Below are 21,168 nucleotides of genomic sequence, written 5' to 3' on the forward strand. Positions count from 1 at the left end.
TTAATTTTTAATTTATATATTATGGAAATTCCAACTATTGTAGGAGCAGGATTGATTGTTATTGGAGCAGGTTTAGGTATTGGTAGAATTGGTGGTTCAGCAATGGACGCTATTGCTCGTCAACCAGAAGCTTCTGGAAAAATCCAAACAGCTATGCTTATTGCAGCTGCACTTATTGAAGGTATTGGTTTCGCTGCGTTATTCGCATCTTAATTAAAACACAAAAAGCAACAGTTACAACGGTTGGTTGTGACTGTTGTTTTTAAAATTAAAACATTAAAAATTGCGATTAAAAGCAATTCATACTTTAAAATTTATAATTAGATATAATGGATAAGTTAATAAATGATTTTTCGTTTGGTTTGTTTATTTGGCAGATAGTAATATTTGTTGGATTGATATTCTTGTTAAAAAAATTCGCATGGAAACCTATTCTTGATGCAGTTAATGAAAGAGAAGAAGGAATTAAAAACGCATTGCTTTCAGCTGAGAACGCTAGAAAAGAAATGCAAAATTTGCAAGCGGATAACCAACGCATTTTACAAGAAGCAAGATTAGAGCGTGACAACATGCTTAAAGACGCTCGTGAAATGAAAGAGAAAATGGTTGCTGATGCTAAAAACGAAGCGCAGGCTCAAGGTCTGAAAATGATCGAGCAAGCGAAAGCAGCAATTGAAAGTGAAAAAAATGCAGCTATGGCCGAATTGAAATTACAGGTTTCCACTTTGTCATTGAGTATCGCAGAAAAAATATTGAAAGACGAATTATCTAACAAAGAAGCTCAAACTAAATTAGTTGAGAAAATGTTAGGTGACGTAAAGATAAACTAACAATTATGGCAAGTACAAGAGCAGCAATTCGTTATGCAAAGGCAATTCTAGACTTAGCAAACTCCATTGGAGTGGACAATGAGGTGAGCAGCGATATGACTTTAATTGCTTCAACAATCAATGGAAATAAGGAATTGAACACTTTTATTGGAAATCCTACCATTAAAGTTGAAGTGAAAGAAAGTGCACTATTGGAAGTTTTTGCAGATGCGAATGGGGTAACAAAAGGACTTTTCCATTTGTTGTTCGAAAACAAAAGATTCGAAATTCTTGAAGCTATTGCTTTAGAATACAACAAATTGTTTGACGAGATGAATGGCATTGAGGTAGCAAAGGTAACTACAGCTATTCCTATGGATGCAGCATTAGAAGCTAAAGTTTTAGCGAAAATTGCAACCCTTTCAGATAAAAAAATCACAATAGAAAATATAGTAGATGCTTCAATCATTGGAGGATTTATTCTAAGAATAGGAGACAAGCAGTATAACGCTTCAGTAGCCAACAGATTACAAGTATTAAAAAGAGAGTTAAGTAATTAGTTTTATTACACATTTAAGTGTCTAAATTATAAATTAAGATGGCGGAAATCAAACCTGCTGAAATTTCAGCAATATTAAGAAAGCAAGTAGAAGGTTTTGAATCTGGTGCTACACTGGAAGAAGTAGGAACAGTACTTCAAGTTGGAGATGGTATTGCTCGTGTTTACGGGCTTTCTAATGTTCAATATGGAGAGTTAGTTGAATTTGACAATGGTTTAGAAGCTATTGTTTTGAATCTTGAAGAAGATAATGTAGGTGTGGTACTTTTAGGGCCATCAACAGGAATCAAAGAAGGCTCAACTGCAAAAAGAACACAACGTATTGCTTCTCTTAAAGTAGGAGAACAAATGGTAGGTCGTGTAGTAAACACTCTTGGTTTTCCAATTGATGGAAAAGGACCAATTGGTGGAGATTTATACGAAATGCCTTTGGAAAGAAAAGCTCCTGGAGTTATCTTCCGTCAACCGGTTACTGAGCCATTACAAACAGGAATAAAAGCAGTAGATGCTATGATTCCAGTTGGTCGTGGACAACGTGAGCTAGTTATTGGTGACCGTCAAACAGGTAAATCAACTGTTTGTATCGATACCATCTTAAATCAAAAAGAATTTTACGATGCAGGAAAACCTGTATTTTGTATATATGTTGCAATTGGACAAAAAGCGTCAACTGTAGCTGGAATTGCTAAAATGTTAGAAGAAAAAGGCGCAATGGCTTACACCATTATTGTTGCTGCTAATGCTTCTGATCCAGCTCCAATGCAAGTTTATGCTCCTTTCGCAGGTGCTGCAATTGGAGAATATTTTAGAGATTCAGGTCGCCCGGCTTTAATTGTTTATGATGATTTATCTAAACAAGCTGTTGCTTATCGTGAGGTTTCTCTTTTATTAAGAAGACCACCGGGACGTGAGGCATATCCTGGAGACGTTTTCTACCTTCACAGTAGATTATTAGAACGTGCTTGTAAAGTAATTGCAGATGATGGAATTGCTAAAGACATGAACGATTTACCGGATTCATTGAAATCAATTGTAAAAGGTGGTGGTTCATTGACTGCTTTGCCAATCATTGAAACTCAAGCTGGTGACGTTTCTGCATATATCCCAACAAACGTAATTTCGATTACAGATGGTCAAATTTTCCTTGATGGAGATTTGTTTAACTCAGGGGTTCGTCCTGCGATTAACGTAGGAATTTCTGTATCTCGTGTTGGAGGAAATGCACAAATTAAATCAATGAAAAAAGTAGCAGGTACTTTGAAACTGGATCAAGCACAATTCCGTGAATTGGAAGCGTTTGCTAAATTTGGTTCTGATTTAGATGCAGTTACTTTAAACGTAATTGAAAAAGGAAAAAGAAACGTTGAGATCTTGAAACAAGGTTTGAATGATCCTTATACTGTTGAAGATCAAGTTGCGATTATCTATGCTGGTTCTAAAAATTTATTGAGAAATGTTCCTGTAAATAAAGTGAGAGAATTTGAGAAAGATTTCTTGGAATTCTTAAACAATAAACACAGAGCTACTCTTGATGCTTTGAAAGCAGGAAAATTAACAGACGAAATTACTGATGTAATCGAAACTGTAGCAAAAGAATTATCAGCAAAATATAACTAAGAAATGTATATTGTATAATGTAAATGGTATCGAAAGACGCTTTTTACATTATACATTTTACAATTTTTTACAATATACTATTTAAAAAAAATGGCAAATTTAAAGGAAATCCGTAATAGAATTACTTCCGTTTCATCTACGATGCAAATTACATCGGCAATGAAAATGGTTTCTGCAGCAAAGCTAAAGAAAGCACAAGATGCAATCACAGCAATGCGCCCTTATGCCGAAAAATTAACGGAATTATTGCAAAATCTTTCTGCTACACTTGAAGGTGATGCAGGTGGGGAATTTACAACACAACGTGAGATAAAGAAAGTTTTAGTTGTAGCCATAACTTCAAATAGAGGTTTGTGTGGTGCATTTAATACGAATGTTATCAAAGAAGCTAAAAGCCGTTCTGAGTTTTATGCAGGAAAACAAGTTGATATTTTTGCTATTGGTAAAAAAGGAAATGATGTTTTGAGCAAATCACTTTCGATTGTGGATAATCAAAGTGCTATTTTTGATGCATTGACTTTTGATAATGTTGCTAAGATTTCTGATATATTAACGGAGAAATTCGTTTCTGGTGAATATGATAAAATTGAGTTGATTTACAACCAATTTAAAAATGCTGCGACACAAATCGTTCAAACAGAACAATTTTTGCCATTAGCACCTATAAAATCAGATCTTACAGTTTCAGCTGGAGATTATATTTTTGAACCTTCAAAAGAAGAAATCGTGTTGACTTTGATTCCAAAATCATTGAAAACACAATTGTATAAAGGAATTCGTGATTCATTTGCTTCAGAGCACGGAGCGCGTATGACTGCCATGCACAAAGCAACTGATAACGCAACGGAATTGAGAAATCAATTGAAATTGACTTATAATAAAGCACGTCAAGCTTCTATTACTAATGAGATCTTAGAGATTGTTGGTGGTGCCGAAGCATTGAATGGATAATAAATTATTGATTCAAAATATATTAAGAGCCAACAGATGTTGGCTCTTTTTTTGTTTAATTTTATAGTTTAAAACACAATAGGAAGAATGCAATTAGAAATTAAGGAACTGACCACGTTAGATGAAATGCTTAGCAACATTGAAGTGATGCGATTTTTATATCCCACATTTACTTTAGAAAAATATGAATCGCATTTGGTCGAGATGATTCCACACAATTACAAGCAAGTAGCCGTTTTTGAAAATGAAATTTGTGTGGCTGTTTCAGGATTTTGGTCGGGAACAAAACTTTGGTCGGGAAAATACATCGAGATTGACAATTTTATCGTTCATCCCGAACATCGCTCTAAAGGTTTAGGCAAAATGATGACGGATTATATAGATGCAAAAGCAAAAGAAACGGGTTGTACTATGATTGTTCTCGATGCTTTTACGGGAAATTTTACCGCGCATCGTTTTTATTACAACCAAGGATATGTTCCAAAAGGATTTCATTTTCTTAAAATTTTAAACGAAGAAGGATTAAGTTAAGCCTCAAAAAGATGAAACCGTATAAAAAAATAATTTTCTTCTTTATAATTGCAATTAGCTTTACTTTTTGTGCCATGAAACAAGAATTTCAAACGGAATTTCCACAAGAAATAAAATCAGTTTATTTTCAGAAATGGATTGGTGGACAGGAAGAAACCGGAAGCGCAACTGATTTTTATATTGAATTCAAAAAGCCTCTTTCTAAGGAAATTAAATTAGATAAAATCTATTTCAGAAATCAGGAAACGAATTTTGAAGAAGTTACCAAAAATACTTTTGTTGCACATTTTCCTCCAAAAAACAGAATTCCAGATTTAATCTTGGATAGTGATTCCTTAAAAGAATATGGGAATAAAGCACCAGTTATAATAAAACCTAAATTCGATTTAAAACCCAACGAAGCGGTATTAGAATACACGAAAAACAATGAAACCCAATTTTTCAAAATAAGCAATCCCAAAGAAAAGCCAACAATTACCCATCCATCGATGAAATAGTAGTAATCAAGAATGAAGATTTTTCTATCATGAGTATTCCATGTTCCAAGAAAACAAATATTATCTTCACGGGATTAAACCAAAGAATTAGTTATTTTTGTTTTTATAAATATAAACAGACAAACCATTTTGGGATTATATAAAAGTCTTTTCAAACAAACAGCAATTTACGGACTGGCAACGGTTCTACCGAGAATGTTCAGTTTTTTACTAGTTCCACTTTATACTGATTTACTGCCAAAAGCCGAATATGGAAAAGTTTCTATAATTTTCGCTTGGATGATTTTTTTCAATGTTATTCTTGCCTACGGAATGGAAACCGCTTTTTTTAGGTTTTACAATAATGAAACCAACAAGAAATCAGTTGTAGAAACTACAATGGTTTCGATTTTTTGGACCTCAATTTGTTTTCTGTTTGTTGCACTTTTATTCCGAAACACATTGGCACAATGGTCTGGAATAGACGCGCAATATATTACGTATACGATTTGGATTTTAGTGTTGGACGCTTTGGTAATTATTCCGTTTTCAAAATTGAGAGCTTACCAAAAACCAATGGTTTATGCCGCAATCAAAATTGGAAATGTTGTAATTAATCTTTCTTTAAGTGTTTTCTTTTTGCTCTTTTTGCCCAAAATTGCCGAATCCCATCCAAATGGATTTTTAGGTTCTTTATACATTGAAAATTTCCAGATTGGGTATATCTTTTTAGCCAACATCATTGCCAGTTTGTTGACATTTGTAATCCTGTCACCAGATTATATTTTGTTAAAATGGAAGTTTGATTTCGCACTTTGGAAGCGAATGATGCGTTACGGATTACCCATAATGGTCGCTGGAATCGCATTTGCCATCAACGAACAGTTCGACAAAATTTTATTAGGGAGATTATTACCGGCAAATATCGCTGAAGCCGAAGTTGGAGTGTATTCCGCCTGTTATAAATTAGGGTTATTCATGGTTTTGTATAGAACTGCATACACCTTAGGAATAGAACCTTTCTTTTTTAGCCATGCTGCAAACAAGGACGCACCTCAAACGTATGCTACAGTGACCAAATATTTTGTCATTTTTGGGTCCTTTATTTTATTGGCGGTAATCGTTTTTGCCGATATTTTAAAATACTTTATGATTAGGGATACCTCCTATTGGGAAGCCATGAAAGTCGTTCCGTTGATTGTTCTAGCCAATTTTTTCCTTGGAATTTACACGAATCTTTCCGTTTGGTACAAACTCATCGACAAAACATATATAGGAGCCTATATCTCCATTGTTGGCGCCATAATAACATTGGTGTTAAACTATATGCTCATCCCAACCATGAGTTATTATGGATCGGCAATCGCTACCATAGCAGCGTATGGAAGCATGATGTTTATCTCTTATTATTTAGGAAATAAATACTACCCAATACCGTACGATGCCAAGAAAATAGGAGGATACCTTTCCCTATCAATAGGATTTTCGGCCATTTCATTCTATGGTTTCAGAGAAAACTATTTTGTTGGAATTTCACTATTACTCGCATTTATGTATTTCATATATTACAACGAAAAAGAAATGTTAACCCGAATTTTGAACCGAAAAAACAATTAGAATTTAATTAGGAGCTAATCGCGCTGTACGTTACAAGCTTTACTTTAAAATTGGTTTTTTCTAAGTCCAAAAAGGAGCTTCCTTTGGTCGCTCTTTTTGCCCAAGAAAAAATACAATTTTAAAGTAAAGGCTTTTCACTTTCATCACGGCTAAAAAACAACAACAATGACGATAAACAGTATCAATTAATCACAGCACGATTTGCCAAACTATGAAACTGCGCATACAAACAACAAAACATATTGACTAAAACTGAATTATATATAAAAAAATCTTCTTGAAAACCAATATTTATTATAGAAGGTAATGTCCCGCTTGAGCCAGCGATGATGATACCATTTAGGAAGCTAAAAAAAAATTATAGGAGATCGAAAAAAACAATTAAAGTTATGTCGGGTACATTTTCTCAAATTTATATACAGATAGTTTTTTCGGTAAAAGGCAGACAGTCTTTAATTAACAATAGTTGGGAAGAGGAACTATATAAGTACATAACAGGTATTGTTCAAAATAAAGGACAAAAAATGTTAGCTATAAATGGAATGCCGGATCACATCCATATATTTATAGGAATGAAACCTTCGTGTTGCTTATCTGATTTAGTTAGAGAAGTGAAAAAATCTTCAAATGAATTTATAAATGATAAGAAATTTTGTTCTAGAACTTTTAGTTGGCAAGAAGGCTACGGAGCATTTTCATATAGTCATTCTGCATTAGACAATGTCATTGCCTATATTATGAACCAAAAGCAACATCATCATGTGAAAACTTTCAAGGAAGAATATTTAAAGATGTTGAAAAAATTTGAAATAGAATTCAAAGATGAATATTTGTTTGAATGGATTGAGGATGAATAATTTTTTGTGTAAAAAGATACCATACCAGAGACCCCAACGGGGTCAAATGTTTATAGAAACAAACGCGTCACATGGGTTCGACCCCGAAGGGGTCGTACAATCTCGGGAAATGATGTTTTCTATAAACATGAAATCCCTTCGGGATCAGAAAGTAAAATAATATAAAATAAAAAAATGAACATAAAAATTATCAACAAATCGCAACATGCTTTGCCAAACTATGAAACCATAGCTTCGGCAGGAATGGATTTAAGAGCAAATTTAACGGAATCAATAACCCTAAAACCATTGGAAAGAGCCATCGTAAAAACAGGACTTTTCATAGAATTACCAATAGGGTACGAAGCACAAGTGCGCCCAAGAAGTGGTTTGGCTGCCAAAAAAGGAATAACAGTTCTCAATTCTCCCGGAACAGTTGATGCTGATTATCGTGGTGAAATAGGAGTGATTTTAGTAAATTTATCCAATGAAGCTTTTGTGGTCGAAAACGGAGAACGCATCGCACAACTTATCATCGCACAACACGAACGTGCGGAGTGGATAGAAGTTCAGGAATTAACCGAAACTTCAAGAGGCGAAGGCGGTTTTGGAAGTACGGGAGTGAAGTAGTAGTCAGTGTTCAGTATTTTAGTGTTCAGTCGCAGTTGCTAAACGAGATGATATTTTGCAACAAATTTCAAATAAAAAATCCGTGGAAATCGGTTTAATCCGTTTAATCTGTGGCCAAATAATATAAGAAAACCTTCGTGAACTTTGCAGAAAACGCTGCAAACTTTGCGGTTAAAAAAAATAACAAATGAAAATAATTGTACCAATGGCTGGGCGAGGTTCCAGATTAAGACCACACACATTAACCATTCCTAAACCATTAATTCCTATTGCCGGAAAACCTATTGTGCACCGCTTGGTAGAAGATATTGCGGGTGTTTTAAATCAACATATTGAAGAAATTGCCTTTATTATTCATGAAAGTTTTGGAGCAAAAGTGGAAGAAGATTTAATCGCAATCGCTCAAAATTTAGGTGCCAAAGGGACAATTTACTATCAAAACGAGGCGCTTGGAACAGGTCATGCCATTATGTGTGCCAAAGATTCTTTGAGCGGACCAGCTGTTATTGCTTATGCCGATACTTTAATTCGTGCCGATTTCGATTTAGATCAAAATGCGGACAGTGTTATTTGGGTAAAACAAGTAGATCAACCAGAAGCTTTTGGTGTGATAAACTTAAACGAAGCGAATGAAATAGTCGAACTGGTGGAGAAACCTGCGGCATTTGTTTCGGACCTTGCCGTTATCGGAATTTACTATTTTAAAGATGTTGCCGTTTTAAAAAACGAACTTCAATTAGTATTGGATAATAATATTATTCACGGTGGAGAATATCAAATTAACGATGGAATAAAGCAAATGATGGCAAAAGGCATGGTATTTGTTCCCGGTAAAGTAGACGAGTGGATGGATTGTGGAAACAAAGACGTTACCGTGGAAACGAATTCCAGAATGTTAGGGTTCTTGCACAACGATGGAATACATTTAGTAGACTTTGATGTTAAGTTAGAAAATTCAACCATCATTCCGCCATGTTATATTGGAGAAGATGTGGTTTTGATAAATGCAACTGTTGGTCCTAATGTGTCATTAGGAAATGGGTGTCATGTTTCAAACAGTACCATAAAAAATAGTTTGGTTCAAACACATTCTCATATAAAAAATGCGAATCTGGATAATGCCATGATAGGGAATCATGCCAGTTTTGACGGTAACTTTACAAGTATAAGTATTGGAGATTATTCTGTGTTGGAATAAATAAGTCATTCAATTCCTGCACCGTTTTCAAAACGGTGTAGGTATTTAAATTACAATGAAAAAAAGAGTTTTCATAATTCTATTTTTGGTTTTGCAATGCAATTCAACTTTGCTATTGGCGCAAACTGAGCCGGAAGAAATTAAGCAGGATATTGATCAGTTTCAGGAGTTTTTTTATGAATCGTTGCTTCAAAAAGGAATCGAAAACTATGACAAAGCCATTAAGGCTTTGGAAAAATGTGTAAAGTTGCAGCCGAATAATGCCACAGTGTTTTTCGAATTAGGGAAAAACTATTTGGCATTAAAGGATTATGAAAATGCCTATAATTCATTTGAACACGCCACACAAATTGATCCAAAAAACAGATGGTTTTGGGTGGGGATGTATGATGTGAGTTATGAAACCAGCAATTATAATCAGGCCCTAATTGCCATTAATAAATTAATACCATTTGATGAAAAGTACAAAGAGGATTTAACGTCTCTTTATATGGGCACCAGGCAATTTGATAAAGCGCTTAATCTCATCAATGAATTGAATGATACTTTTGGAAAAACTGAAAGAAGGGAATTATACAAAATGCAGATTTTATCGGAGGGGAAGTTTCAAAATGTTGAAGAATCCAATTTAATAACACAAATCGATAAAAACCCAAAGGAAGAATCTAATTATATTGCGCTAATTAATTTGTACTCTAAGAATAATGAAGCTGAAAAGGCTTTTGAAGTAACAAAAAAGTTAGCGGCTGCAATTCCAACTTCTGAATGGGCACAAGTGAGTTTATTCAAAGTTTATTTGGAGAATAATGAGGCGCCAAAAGCTATAAATGCGATGAATATTTCTTTGGCCAGTGCCAAAATAGATTCAAAGATAAAACATAGAATGCTGAATGAGTTTTTGATTTTTGTGGATAGAAACCCTCAATATTCCTCTGATTTAGAAAAAGCAATTGCCTATTTTGATACTGATGCAGCAATTAATGTAGCCAAAGAAATTGGTAAATATTATAACAGTAAAAAGCAATGGGACAAAGCCATTACGTTTTATGAACAAGCATTAAAGAATAGTTCAGGCGAAGATATCGAAACGAATTTGCTTTTGCTTCAAGCGTATACCGAAGTAAAACAGTTTGATTTGGTTGCCAAAAAAGCCATGACAATGATTGAAACATTTCCTACGCAACCGCAGTTTTATTATTATTCGGGTTTGGCAAACAATCAGTTGCGACAGTATAAAAAAGCGGCAGCAATTCTGGAAATGGGATTGGATTATTTGGTTGACGACATAACATTAGAAACAAATTTCAATATCCAGCTTGGAGAAGCATATAACGGTTTGGGAGATTTCAAGAAAAAAGAAGTGTATTTCTCCAAAGCCAACGAATTATTAAAACAAAAAAAATAATGAAAAAATTTTCAATACTACTAGTACTTGCAGTCTTTATGGCTTCGTGTAAATCGAAAGCCATTGTAGCTGAAGCAAGTGTGAAATCGACCTATTTGACCGCTGATAAAATAATAGAAAATCATTACAACAATAAAAACAATTTTTCTACATTATATATTAAGTCCAACGCAAGATATGCGGATGACAAACAAACCCAAAATGTTACCGCCGAAATAAAAATTAAGAAAGACCAACAGATTTTGATTAGTATTCGGTTTTTGGGAATTACTATGGCAAAAGCATTGATTACGCCAACTGCAGTAAACTATTATGAAAAAATAAATGGCAGTTATTTTGAAGGGGATTTCAGCGGATTGAGCCAATGGCTGGGAACTGATTTAGATTTTAATAAAATTCAAAATATGTTATTGGGCGATGCAATAGATGATTTGAATAAAGGAAAATATACGGAATCATTAGTGGAACAGACCTATAGATTGGATGATGTTTCGAATAACAATACGAAAAAATCGTTCTTTTTTGATGCGGAGAAATTTTTGGTCAAAAGACAGGAAATAAAACAAACTGCTGAAGACAGAATGATTCAGGTGGCTTATTCAGATAACAAGGTGTACAATGAAGCCACATTGCCTTCAAATGTTTTCATAAATACGTTTCAAAAGAAAGGTAAAACAGAAATTAATTTAGATTACAACACCATAACGTTCAATGAAGAACTTTCTTTTCCTTATAGTGTTCCAAATGGGTACAAAAGAATTATAATTAAGTAAATTTGCAAAAAATATTTTTTTAAGATGCCAAAATTTCTCCTAAGCCTAATTTTTATAAGCATGACTTCACTACTGTGGAGTCAAACATCTCAACAAGAAAAATTAGAAGAACGAAAAGCCCAGATTCAAAAAGAAATTCGCGAAAATGAAAAGCTGTTACAAACCGTAAAGAAAAAAGAAAAAACGGCTGTAAATGTAATCGTTATACAAAGCAATAAGATAAAGCTTAAAGAAAAACTGATTAACACTACTGAAAGGCAAAAGAAGCTTTTGGGGAATGACATGTACATTAATCAAGTAAAAATCAATAAACTTAAAAAAGAACTGGAAATACTAAAGGCAGATTATGCTGAGATGATTGTGAAATCGTACAAAAGCCGTTCTGAGGAAAGTAGAGCAATGTTTTTATTATCGTCTGAGAATTTTTTGCAGGCCTATAAAAGAGCACAGTACATGAAACAGTACACGAATTACAGAAAGATGCAAGGTGAGGAAATCAAATCTAAAACGGGTGAGCTTATTGTATATAACGGAAAATTGGATGTGCAAAAAAAGGCCAAGCAAAAACTCATTGCTGAAAATGAAAAAGAGCGTTTGTCATTAGAAAAAGAGCGACAAGAGCAGGAAAAATTAGTAAAATCCATTAAGAAAGATAAAAACAAAATTCTTGCTGAAATCAAGAAAAGACAACAGGAGGCCAGACAAATTGATAGACAAATCAATAGATTAATACGCGAAGCAATTGCAGAGGCCAATAGAAAAGCAGCAATGGAAAGGGCAATGGAAAGAGCAAAAGCGGAATCTAAAGCTGAATCAAAAACAGAATCGAAATCGGAACTAAAAACCCGTGCTAAGGCAATTGTATCTTCTTCTTCAGTATCATCTTCGAAAATAGAACTTACAGCTGAGACAAAATTAATTGCAGATAATTTTAGAGCCAATAGAGGTAAATTACCATGGCCGGTAGAAAAAGGATTTGTGTCATTAGGATATGGAGATCAGGCGCATCCAGTGTATAAAACATTAGTTATTCATAATAGTGGGGTGGAAATCACTACAGACCAAGGATCAAGTGCAAGAGCCGTTTTTGGTGGTGAAGTGGCAAGTGTAATTGTTTTATCTCCAATAAATAAAGCAGTAATGGTACAACATGGAGATTTCTTCACGGTTTATCAGAATTTAAGCTCTGTTTCTGTAAGCAAAGGAGATAAAGTAAGTATAAAACAAAGCCTTGGAAGAGTAAGAACCAATAGTGAAGGCAGAACCATAATTAAATTTTTAATTCTTCAAAACACTACGTATAACAATCCTCAAAGTTGGTTGTATAATATGTAAGATTTGATGAATCGAAATAGATTGAGGTTATATATTTAGCTAAAAAAGCGAATCAAAATATTACTTTTTGATTCGCTTTTTTAGTATTGAAGAACTTAATTATTGTTGCTGTTGCCGCTGCTGTTGAAGCAGCTCAATGTAGTCTAATTGTTCTTGAAGTTCTATAGAAACTTCTTCGAGTTGTACATCGTTTATATCTTCAAAGTGTCTTCCATCCTCATAGCCTATCGAAACGCATACAGAAAGCGTTTGTCTGGAAAGTCCTTTAAAAGTTCCTTTTACCGGAGTGCAATCATAGAAATTACGACCTACTGAAAGTTTCACATGATTGTCCATCGTCCAGATATTATTAGTAGGATCTAAACCCAGCCAGCCTTGTTTTGGAGTGTAAATTTCTACCCAAGCGTGTGTGGCACCTTCACCTCTGAGTCCGCTTTCGTTCGGGCAAATGTATCCACTCACATATCGCGACGGAATTCCGGCCGTACGTAAGAGTTGTAATAGGACATGCGCAAAGTCTTGACAAACTCCTTTTCTAATCTCTAAAATCTCGTCGACTGTGGTTTCGATATTAGTGATTCCTTTGGTGTACGTGAAATTTGTAAAAATGTATTGATTGCATTGTTGCGCAATTTCTATGATGGGTTTGTCGATACAGTTTATTTCGTCCAGAATTGTATTAATTTCATTTTGTTTTTTAATGGTTTCTGGGTAACAAAGTCGCAGTAAAGGAATGCTTTTTTCTTTTACCAAATCCTTTACTGTGGTATAATCTATTTCCGGGATTTTGAGCGAATGATTGACACGAACTAACATTCTTGATTCAATAGTCATTTCAGTATGAGCTTCCAATGTATTAAAGTTTCCCACTCGATTACCGAAGTAATCCTGAGAAATTTCTACTTCAGGATTGTTTGTTATTAAAAGTTGGTACTGAAGAACATCCTGGTTGTCAAAATGGTGTGGGAATAAACGAATCTCATTTATACTTTCTTTTATGGACCAATTGTATTGGTATTTTGTGATGTGAACTATTTTGAAAATTGCCATTTTTTATTACGTATAAGAGAAAAATAATTTAGAAAAATCTGTTGAAAACTGTATCAATTGCGTTCTGGTATTGTTAAGTACGTCTTCTAATTCTTGGTTGGTAAGATGATGATAATCTGTAAATTCAACAGAACTTTTAAGTCTTCCAAATTGATTGTGCAATGTTCTTGCTTCGCTCAGATTGTTATCTTTAAACAAGTTGTTCAAATAGGTGTCTATTAATTCTAAAGTATAAATCACGGAATGGGCAAAATCTCTATTGAAGACAACTTGCTGCACCACTTTGCGATTGTGCGGGATATTACTGTAACTTTTTAAATACAATTCGTAGCCTGAAAGAGAAAGTAATAATCTTCTCCAATATAATAAATCTCCATTTCCATCGAGATTATACTGAATAGGAGCGTAGTAAGCTTGGGTTAGAGAAATAGTTTGCAGACATCTTTCTATATGTTTACCAATACTGGAAAAACACCAACCCAATCCTCTGGGCATTGTAACCTGAAGAATTCCATTGTACAGCAAAAAATCTTTATTGAGTTTTGAGATAATAGTACTCGCATCAGACGTTTCTAATTTTTTTGGCAAGTCGGGTGAATTCATGAAGTGATACAAAGAATTGATGTGTTCCCAAAGTTCTTTTGTAATTTTATCTTGGGAACCTCTTGCATTTTCTCGTGCTTTGATAACAAGATTTTTAACCGAATTATGGTTAGGACTATCACAAATGATATACTTTAGAACGAAATTTGTATCGTATTTTACTTGATTTATTTGTTCCGTTGGCAAATCAGTGTAGTATTCCAATAACGGTTTATAACCTTGAGAATCATTCGTTTCTTTATCAAAAGACAAGATATAAAAGGTGTTTAGGGTAAGTAACATTCCATCTGTTCTTTCCATATATCGGTTGAGCCAAAACATTCCATCTGCAACTCGGCTTAGCATATTTACTTTCATTCTGTTTGTTTTTTAAAAAGGTATAGCATTATTAGACCTTTAATTTATTTTACTATCCAAGTATCTTTACTTCCTCCTCCTTGGGAAGAATTAACAACTAATGAGCCTTTGGTAAGCGCGACTCGGGTTAGTCCTCCAGGAACTATTTTTACGCCATTAGGACCACACAAAGCATACGGTCTTAAATCGACATGACGTAGTTTTAGTTCACCGTCGATAAGACAAGGAACTGTACTCAGCTGAATGATGGGTTGTGCAATGAAATTACGGGGATTATCAACAATGGCAATTTTTGCGTTTTCTAATTCCTGTTGAGTGGCTTTATTTCCCATAATCATTCCATAGCCACCACTCTGATTGGTTTCCTTGATAACCATGTTTTCCATATTAGCAAAAACCATTTCTCTTTCGTCCAGATTTTCCATTCTGTATGTAGGAACATTTTTGAGAATTGGCTCTTCGTTCATGTAATATTTTATCATGTCCGGGACATAAGCATATACCGCTTTGTCATCGGCGACACCGTTTCCAACTGCATTTACCAAAGCGACATTTCCTTGTTTGTAAGCGCTAATAAGTCCTGGAACGCCCAGCGTACTATCTGGTTTAAAAACTAAAGGGTCAAGATATTCGTCATCCAAGCGTCTGTAAATAACATCTACCTGATGAAGCCCTGAAGTGGTTTTCATATAAACTTTATTGTTGTTCACCACTAAATCCCTTCCTTCTACCAAAGGGATTCCCATTTGTCGGGCTAAAAAAGTATGTTCATAATACGCCGAATTATAAACTCCTGGAGTTAACAAGACTACATTGGGGTTAGCGATATTTCTTGGAGAAAGTGAAACTAATATATTATGAAAAATCATCGGATAATTACTGACCATACTCACATGATTAGAGGTGAGCATTTCCGGAAAAATACGTTTGGTTATTTCCCTGTTTTCGAGCATGTAACTCACGCCACTTGGGCAACGCAAATTGTCTTCGAGGACATAGAATTCTCCTTTTGCTCCCCGAATTAAATCTATTCCTGCAATGTGAACATGAATGTTGTGTGGCACTTTAATTCCGTGAACTTCTTGGATGTAATGAGGACAAGAGGCAATTAATGCTCCTGGAATTATACCGTCTTTGATGATATGCTGTTCGTTATAGATGTCTTCCAAGAATAAATTGAGTGCTTTTAGCCTTTGTTTTATTCCGGTTTCTACTTCGTTCCAGTCTTGTTGGGTAATGATTCTTGGAATGATATCAAAAGGAAAAATCCTTTCAATGCCTTGATTATCGTCACTATAAACGGTAAAAGTGATTCCTTGATTCATAAAAAAATCAGAAGCCTGTCTGTGTTTATCGTTTAGTTTTTCGTGATTTAAGCTTTGCAATGTTTGTAATACTTGACGGTAAGATTCCCGAACTCCTTCATTAGAAAACATTTCGTCCCAACCATTTTGATTTAAATTAGGTATCCCTTTCATCATAATTCATATTGTTAAAAAGTTAAACTTTATGACATTTTATTGTAAAAAACGCACCTTTAAAGCTAAAATACCAATTTAATTTTTATGTAAATAAGGATTAAGTGACTATTTAATAATTTTTACAGCATTCTTTTTTTGACAATTGTTTTTTGACAATTCTTATTTTTTACAATGTTGTTTTTTGTGATTTCGCAGTGAAAAATATTTTTTTAATTAGAATACCCCTGTTAATAAAGGAGTATTTAACACCATTTCATCTTTAAATTTACTGTGATAAGTCAATGTAATTGTACTCGTCAGTTCGAGTGATTTTTAAAGTCTTGCAAATGTTGATGAAATGAATAAGTGTAATACTTTAAAAATTGTATCGAGAACCATCTGATTCAAAATGCTTCTCGATACAATTTTCAATAGTAAAGCTGTCGCATTACTATTAAAAATCACTCGAAGAGACGGATTATTTTATTCCAGTAAAATCAAAAGTAAAATGATATAAGTTGATAGTTTTAATAAACAATCCAAAATAGGATTTAAAAAAGGGGGTGTAAAATTAATAATGAAAAAAGGTTCGATTTGTTTTGGGAACTAATAATCTCAATTTTATATTTTAAATGGGTAGTTTTTCTTTTTTTCGAACCAAAAAAAATCTCAATTATTAAGTTGATTTAATAATTGAGATTAGCTAGTATTTTTTAAACAAATACTATTTTATGGATTTTCATTAAAAGAAGATTTTACAGCTTTCATTACACTTGGAGTAGACCATTGGCCGGCCACAATAATACGTCTGATGGTGTATAATGGATCTATAGAATCTCTTTTGGTAGACAAGATAAATGCCATTTTATAATCGCTCTTTTTTATTTCAGGGATTGCCGCCGTATTCCATAAACCAAACGGATATGCAAAATCCGTCACTGGTTTTCCAATAATGTCTTCTAGTTTTGCTTTTGGTTTTACCAATTGCGTATTCCAATCATCTCCTGCATATTTAGTTACCATATGGTGATCCCAAGTATGAGCTGCTACAACATGTCCGCTATCAGACAGGTTTTTAATTTGTTCTTTTGACAAATAATTAGGACGGTTAATAGAAACGGTCATGATAAAAAACACACCTTTGAAACCGTATTTTTTCATTTCGGCAGCGCCTATACTGAATTGCTCTTCACGCGTATCATCAAATGTGATCATTATGGGTTTAGCAGGTAATGGCGCATCGTGAACTAAATATTCGTACAATTGATTCGGTAAAATAGTCTGATACCCTTCGTCTGACAGTGCTTTCATTTGCTCGGCAAAATTGGCTGGAGTCACAGTGTACGTTTTCTTCATTTCACTTGCATTGGCACTAAAATTCTGAATGCTATGATAACATAATATAGGCACTTCTTTTTTCGAAAGGATGGTCGCAGCGTCAGCCATTACTTTTTTTGGTGCTGCTATTTTCACGGGAGCAGTAATAATGGGGATTTCCTTCGTTATTTTACGAGGCTCTGATTGACAGCCCAATAATAGAAAAAAACCAACGAAAACTAAAAAAAGAAGATTCTTCATAGAATGAATTATTGGTATTGAATGTAGATGGGTTTTGGAGTGAATTTAACTAATTCTTCCGGACTATACATTTTCCAATCGTTTTTATTATCATTTTTATAAAATAATTTAAAGCCGGCGAACTGTACCGGTTCTCTATAGATATAACTCATGTAAGAATCTTTTTTTAATACCTTACTTCCAAAACCATCCATGTCCATTACGATTTGAACTTCGGGTACGGTTTTAATTTCTTTGTAATTTTTTACCATTCCTTGCGTAAAACGGTGTACCACCAATACTTTTGGAGTCAGTTTGTTTTTGCGCACGATGTTTGCCAAAATGTCAATGGCGTCATTAATATCAGCGGCAGTAAAATGCCCAATTTTGGAACCCGGACGTTCTCCGTTTTTCATCGAAAATTCAGGATCAATTCCTAAATGAACATTTGGCATGGAAAGGTATTTTTCTAGTTCAGCTACTTCGGATTTAACGGTGCTGTGTCCTACTTGAATATCCAAAAACACTAATGCATTAATAGGTTTTGCCCAACTTAGAATAGTGTCTATTTGTTTAAAAGGCATGCGCATGCGGTGCATGTTGTTTTTTCCCGGAGCGCCCTGAGCGGTAACAGCGATGTAATGCAAAGCAGGAATTGCTTTAACGGTAGAGTCAGCTGCCTGCCATTTGGCCACTTCGCCTTGTAGCTTTGCCAACATTTCTTTTCGGGGTAATTCGCCTAAAATCCCCATTCTTGTGGAATATAAATTTCCATAATAGGCAATAATACGGTTGTAGGGTAAAAGTGCTCCGGGTAGCGGGTAAGGTGCTTTTACCGGCCATCTGCCAGTAGTGTCATTATTGCTTAATGCGACCATTCTTTTATTATAATCGATAGTGTCAATTGTAAGCGCTACCTTTTTCTCTATGGAATCAGACTTTATGGTTTCCGTTTTTTTTGTCTCATTTAAAGCATCAGCTGCTTTGCCACGATTACAACTGGAAACATAAAATAATAGGGGAAGTATAAGGAATACTAAAGCTTGCTTTTTCATATGTAGGTAATATAGTTTTTAAAGATATGGAATGCACCAGTTTAAAGAAAATCTTTGTTTCTGTTTAGTTAACATGGCTGTTTTATAAAATATAAACTAAATGTTTTAGAATACAAATATAAAGTATTTTAAGAGCAATCACTCAATTATAATGCCGTTCTAAGGCGATATTTTTTATATAATTCACAGATTTGGATTGTCTATTTGCGTTATAATAATTCACAAGGAATAGCATTCTAAAATAAAAATTTTTCTTTGATGAGGGATGTAGGTTTTTTAATACCGACAAGTAGCCATTGGCAAAATAATTCGGATTTTAAAAAGGGAGTCGCTAGAATTTCGATGATTAATTGATTGAATGTCTTTTTTTACAAAAAAAACTTGTCAAGCGGATGTACTTACACTTTTTAATAGAACTTCGTGAAGTATTGATTTCTCCTTATTTTTATTAGGCTAAGCCAAATTCCGATTTGATTTTTACTTCTTAATTCCTGACACTTCTTTCTCGGTAACTAATTTGGTTTGTTTGTTGCCCCAAGAAGTCATGATGTAATTCATCACATCGGCTACTTCTTTGTCGGAAAGTCCCATGGGAGGCATACTATTATTGAACTTAACTTTATTGACAATAATTTCGCCACTTTGTCCAAATTTAACTGCATGGATGCTTTGGGTTCTTTTTTTTGTGAGCCAGTCGGAGCCGTCGAGAGGAGGGAAGTTTTTAGCATCCCCTTTACCATTCGCACCATGGCATTGGATACAAAAATCGGCATAAATTTCTTTTCCTGGTGTCTGGATTTTTTGCGTAATAAAGGCGTCTTTATTTGCTTTAGCTATAACAATATAGTTGTCTTGATAAAATGGGTTTTCAAATGAGAAATTTCCCAATAAAAATAGGCCAACTCCCAAAAATAGTTTAGTGGTCAACATAGATTAATTAGGTATAATTTTGAGTATTCCTTTACCTTCTACAGCTATGTGAATATAGCCGTCCGGACCTTGTGCTACATTACGCAAACGCCCAATGTCTGTGGCGATTTTTTGTCGTCCTATCACTTCGTTTCCTTTCAATTTTACCAATTCAAGATATTGAAATTTTAAGGACCCAACAAGCAAGTGGCCTTTCCAATCAGGATAAATGTCGCTGGTAACAAAAGTCATTCCGCATGGTGCAATGGAGGGTAGCCAATAGTAAATAGGTTTTTCAATACCTGGTTTTTCTTTTTCTTTGCTAATGGTTGTTCCGTCATAATCGATGCCATAAGTAACTACGGGCCATCCATAATTGGCTGCTTTTTTTATGATGTTGATCTCATCCCCACCTTGAGGTCCGTGTTCATGTGTCCAAATAGCTCCTGTTGTGGGATGTTTTGCCATTCCCTGAGGGTTTCTGTTTCCGTAGGTATAAATAGCCTCTTTCGCACCAGCCTGACCTACAAAAGGGTTGTCTTTAGGAATACTTCCGTCATCATTCAAGCGGTATATTTTTCCGCCATCGCGTTTGATGTCTTGTGGATTTTCGAAATGGTTGCCGCGTTCCCCCACCGAGAAGTACAAATAACCTTCGCTATCAAATGCGATTCTGGAACCAAAATGTTGGCCTTTTGTGGTGTTTGGAGTCGCTTTATAAAGCGACTCTATTTGTGTCAGACTTCCGTCCAGCAATTTTGCTCGAATGAGTTTGGTATTGCCGCCTTCACCCTCACCTTCACTGGAGGCATAGGTCATATACAACCAACCATTTTTAGCATAGTTGGGATGTAAAGCAATGTCTAATAAACCACCTTGTCCACGAGAATATACTTTAGGAATATTTTTGATTTCGGTTTTTGTGCCATTTTTGATTTGATAAAGAATACCGCTTTTTTCTGTAACCAGCATCGTTCCATCAGGCAACCAAGTCATTCCCCATGGTATCGCAATATCAGAAGCGACTGTTTCAAGAGTGTAGTTTTTCACTTCCTCTTGAATGGGAATATCGTTTGGTTTTACTTGAGCTTCACAACTGAAAAAAATGGAAGAAAGAATCGAAAGTGAAACCAGTGTGATTTTTTTCATGAGTTTAATTTTAAGTCCTGTTTGAATAGAAATCTTTTTTAAAGATAGTAAAAGAGGAATTAAAAAGGGTAGGAAGTATTTAAATTTGCTTAGAATTAACAGATTAGAATAATTTAAGTGCAGTTTTTTAGATGTTTCAATGAGTAATGCGAATCAAGGGTTAAAATATTAAGTTTATATGACTATCCGTTACTCGTACCAATAACAAAAAAAGTGTATATTTGAGGTGCCAACATATAAATGATTAGCTATGAACCTGCGTAAATTTTTTGAAAAATACCCCGATGAATC

21 protein-coding genes are annotated in these 21,168 nt (G+C 34.5%); 14 read left to right on the forward strand and 7 right to left on the reverse strand.

Going from position 1 to position 21,168, the window contains the following annotated elements:
- The first annotated feature begins 21 nt into the window (after positions 1-21).
- The 14 genes from atpE (at position 22) to ACNO7W_RS12345 (ending at position 12,737) form a co-directional block, all read left to right on the forward strand.
- Complete coding sequence (atpE, locus tag ACNO7W_RS12280; protein ID WP_073353856.1) at positions 22-213, forward strand: ATP synthase F0 subunit C; 192 nt, start codon at positions 22-24, stop codon at positions 211-213.
- A gap of 116 nt (positions 214-329) precedes the next feature.
- Positions 330-830: a F0F1 ATP synthase subunit B gene (locus ACNO7W_RS12285; protein WP_143387328.1), complete on the forward strand. Its 501-nt coding sequence runs from the start codon at positions 330-332 to the stop codon at positions 828-830.
- Positions 831-835: 5 nt separating this feature from the next.
- Positions 836-1,369: an ATP synthase F1 subunit delta gene (gene atpH / locus ACNO7W_RS12290; protein ID WP_143387329.1), complete on the forward strand. Its 534-nt coding sequence runs from the start codon at positions 836-838 to the stop codon at positions 1,367-1,369.
- A gap of 38 nt (positions 1,370-1,407) precedes the next feature.
- Positions 1,408-2,985, forward strand: a complete 1,578-nt coding sequence (atpA, locus tag ACNO7W_RS12295; RefSeq protein ID WP_035669021.1) for a F0F1 ATP synthase subunit alpha — start codon at positions 1,408-1,410, stop codon at positions 2,983-2,985.
- Positions 2,986-3,075: 90 nt separating this feature from the next.
- Positions 3,076-3,936, forward strand: coding sequence for an ATP synthase F1 subunit gamma (gene atpG / locus ACNO7W_RS12300; protein WP_417938363.1), 861 nt, complete (start codon positions 3,076-3,078; stop codon positions 3,934-3,936).
- A gap of 87 nt (positions 3,937-4,023) precedes the next feature.
- Positions 4,024-4,467, forward strand: a complete 444-nt coding sequence (locus ACNO7W_RS12305; RefSeq protein ID WP_417938364.1) for a GNAT family N-acetyltransferase — start codon at positions 4,024-4,026, stop codon at positions 4,465-4,467.
- Positions 4,468-4,478: 11 nt separating this feature from the next.
- Positions 4,479-4,964, forward strand: a complete 486-nt coding sequence (locus ACNO7W_RS12310) for a hypothetical protein (RefSeq protein ID WP_417938365.1) — start codon at positions 4,479-4,481, stop codon at positions 4,962-4,964.
- A gap of 129 nt (positions 4,965-5,093) precedes the next feature.
- On the forward strand, positions 5,094-6,560 hold the full coding sequence (locus ACNO7W_RS12315; RefSeq protein WP_417938366.1) for a lipopolysaccharide biosynthesis protein: 1,467 nt from the start codon (positions 5,094-5,096) through the stop codon (positions 6,558-6,560).
- A gap of 389 nt (positions 6,561-6,949) precedes the next feature.
- Positions 6,950-7,417: an IS200/IS605 family transposase gene (gene tnpA, locus ACNO7W_RS12320; protein WP_417938367.1), complete on the forward strand. Its 468-nt coding sequence runs from the start codon at positions 6,950-6,952 to the stop codon at positions 7,415-7,417.
- Positions 7,418-7,591: 174 nt separating this feature from the next.
- On the forward strand, positions 7,592-8,026 hold the full coding sequence (gene dut / locus ACNO7W_RS12325; RefSeq protein ID WP_143387043.1) for a dUTP diphosphatase: 435 nt from the start codon (positions 7,592-7,594) through the stop codon (positions 8,024-8,026).
- Positions 8,027-8,213: 187 nt separating this feature from the next.
- A complete protein-coding gene (locus ACNO7W_RS12330) occupies positions 8,214-9,224 on the forward strand; it encodes a sugar phosphate nucleotidyltransferase (protein WP_417938368.1) in 1,011 nt (336 codons plus the stop codon).
- 55 nt (positions 9,225-9,279) lie between these two features.
- Positions 9,280-10,629, forward strand: coding sequence for a tetratricopeptide repeat protein (locus tag ACNO7W_RS12335; protein ID WP_417938370.1), 1,350 nt, complete (start codon positions 9,280-9,282; stop codon positions 10,627-10,629).
- A complete protein-coding gene (locus ACNO7W_RS12340) occupies positions 10,629-11,402 on the forward strand; it encodes a DUF4292 domain-containing protein (protein ID WP_417938371.1) in 774 nt (257 codons plus the stop codon). The genes ACNO7W_RS12335 and ACNO7W_RS12340 overlap by 1 nt, the downstream gene beginning before the upstream one ends.
- Before the next feature lie 24 nt (positions 11,403-11,426).
- Positions 11,427-12,737, forward strand: a complete 1,311-nt coding sequence (locus ACNO7W_RS12345) for a murein hydrolase activator EnvC family protein (protein WP_143387047.1) — start codon at positions 11,427-11,429, stop codon at positions 12,735-12,737.
- A gap of 99 nt (positions 12,738-12,836) precedes the next feature.
- On the opposite strand, the gene ACNO7W_RS12350 is transcribed toward ACNO7W_RS12345, so the two are convergent.
- The 7 genes from ACNO7W_RS12350 to ACNO7W_RS12380 form a co-directional block, all read right to left on the reverse strand.
- A complete protein-coding gene (locus ACNO7W_RS12350) occupies positions 12,837-13,787 on the reverse strand; it encodes a transglutaminase family protein (protein ID WP_417938372.1) in 951 nt (316 codons plus the stop codon).
- Between the two features lie 6 nt (positions 13,788-13,793).
- Positions 13,794-14,747, reverse strand: a complete 954-nt coding sequence (locus ACNO7W_RS12355) for an alpha-E domain-containing protein (RefSeq protein WP_417938373.1) — start codon at positions 14,745-14,747, stop codon at positions 13,794-13,796.
- 44 nt (positions 14,748-14,791) lie between these two features.
- Positions 14,792-16,228 carry a circularly permuted type 2 ATP-grasp protein gene (locus ACNO7W_RS12360; RefSeq protein WP_417938374.1) on the reverse strand — a complete coding sequence of 479 codons (1,437 nt, stop codon included), beginning with the start codon at positions 16,226-16,228 and terminating at the stop codon, positions 14,792-14,794.
- 708 nt (positions 16,229-16,936) lie between these two features.
- On the reverse strand, positions 16,937-17,785 hold the full coding sequence (locus ACNO7W_RS12365; protein WP_417938375.1) for a polysaccharide deacetylase family protein: 849 nt from the start codon (positions 17,783-17,785) through the stop codon (positions 16,937-16,939).
- Positions 17,786-17,793: 8 nt separating this feature from the next.
- The gene (locus ACNO7W_RS12370; protein ID WP_417938376.1) at positions 17,794-18,819 is read right to left on the reverse strand and encodes a hypothetical protein; all 1,026 of its coding nucleotides are present in this window, start codon (positions 18,817-18,819) and stop codon (positions 17,794-17,796) included.
- Between the two features lie 477 nt (positions 18,820-19,296).
- A complete protein-coding gene (locus tag ACNO7W_RS12375; protein ID WP_143387053.1) occupies positions 19,297-19,749 on the reverse strand; it encodes a c-type cytochrome in 453 nt (150 codons plus the stop codon).
- A 3-nt stretch (positions 19,750-19,752) separates the two neighbouring features.
- Positions 19,753-20,877, reverse strand: coding sequence for a PQQ-dependent sugar dehydrogenase (locus ACNO7W_RS12380; RefSeq protein ID WP_417938377.1), 1,125 nt, complete (start codon positions 20,875-20,877; stop codon positions 19,753-19,755).
- Positions 20,878-21,168 lie beyond the last annotated feature (291 nt).

It is taken from the genome of Flavobacterium sp. ZB4R12, from assembly GCF_048276375.1.
In the GTDB taxonomy this organism is placed as follows: Bacteria; Bacteroidota; Bacteroidia; order Flavobacteriales; family Flavobacteriaceae; genus Flavobacterium; species Flavobacterium gawalongense.

Coding starts and splice junctions, on each gene's coding strand:
- atpE (WP_073353856.1), top strand. CDS start 22: ATGGAAATTCCAACTATTGTAGGAGCAGGATTGATTGTTATTGGAGCA.
- ACNO7W_RS12285 (WP_143387328.1), top strand. CDS start 330: ATGGATAAGTTAATAAATGATTTTTCGTTTGGTTTGTTTATTTGGCAG.
- atpH (WP_143387329.1), top strand. CDS start 836: ATGGCAAGTACAAGAGCAGCAATTCGTTATGCAAAGGCAATTCTAGAC.
- atpA (WP_035669021.1), top strand. CDS start 1,408: ATGGCGGAAATCAAACCTGCTGAAATTTCAGCAATATTAAGAAAGCAA.
- atpG (WP_417938363.1), top strand. CDS start 3,076: ATGGCAAATTTAAAGGAAATCCGTAATAGAATTACTTCCGTTTCATCT.
- ACNO7W_RS12305 (WP_417938364.1), top strand. CDS start 4,024: ATGCAATTAGAAATTAAGGAACTGACCACGTTAGATGAAATGCTTAGC.
- ACNO7W_RS12310 (WP_417938365.1), top strand. CDS start 4,479: ATGAAACCGTATAAAAAAATAATTTTCTTCTTTATAATTGCAATTAGC.
- tnpA (WP_417938367.1), top strand. CDS start 6,950: ATGTCGGGTACATTTTCTCAAATTTATATACAGATAGTTTTTTCGGTA.
- dut (WP_143387043.1), top strand. CDS start 7,592: ATGAACATAAAAATTATCAACAAATCGCAACATGCTTTGCCAAACTAT.
- ACNO7W_RS12330 (WP_417938368.1), top strand. CDS start 8,214: ATGAAAATAATTGTACCAATGGCTGGGCGAGGTTCCAGATTAAGACCA.
- ACNO7W_RS12335 (WP_417938370.1), top strand. CDS start 9,280: ATGAAAAAAAGAGTTTTCATAATTCTATTTTTGGTTTTGCAATGCAAT.
- ACNO7W_RS12340 (WP_417938371.1), top strand. CDS start 10,629: ATGAAAAAATTTTCAATACTACTAGTACTTGCAGTCTTTATGGCTTCG.
- ACNO7W_RS12345 (WP_143387047.1), top strand. CDS start 11,427: ATGCCAAAATTTCTCCTAAGCCTAATTTTTATAAGCATGACTTCACTA.
- ACNO7W_RS12350 (WP_417938372.1), bottom strand. CDS start 13,787: ATGGCAATTTTCAAAATAGTTCACATCACAAAATACCAATACAATTGG.
- ACNO7W_RS12355 (WP_417938373.1), bottom strand. CDS start 14,747: ATGAAAGTAAATATGCTAAGCCGAGTTGCAGATGGAATGTTTTGGCTC.
- ACNO7W_RS12360 (WP_417938374.1), bottom strand. CDS start 16,228: ATGATGAAAGGGATACCTAATTTAAATCAAAATGGTTGGGACGAAATG.
- ACNO7W_RS12365 (WP_417938375.1), bottom strand. CDS start 17,785: ATGAAGAATCTTCTTTTTTTAGTTTTCGTTGGTTTTTTTCTATTATTG.
- ACNO7W_RS12370 (WP_417938376.1), bottom strand. CDS start 18,819: ATGAAAAAGCAAGCTTTAGTATTCCTTATACTTCCCCTATTATTTTAT.
- ACNO7W_RS12375 (WP_143387053.1), bottom strand. CDS start 19,749: ATGTTGACCACTAAACTATTTTTGGGAGTTGGCCTATTTTTATTGGGA.
- ACNO7W_RS12380 (WP_417938377.1), bottom strand. CDS start 20,877: ATGAAAAAAATCACACTGGTTTCACTTTCGATTCTTTCTTCCATTTTT.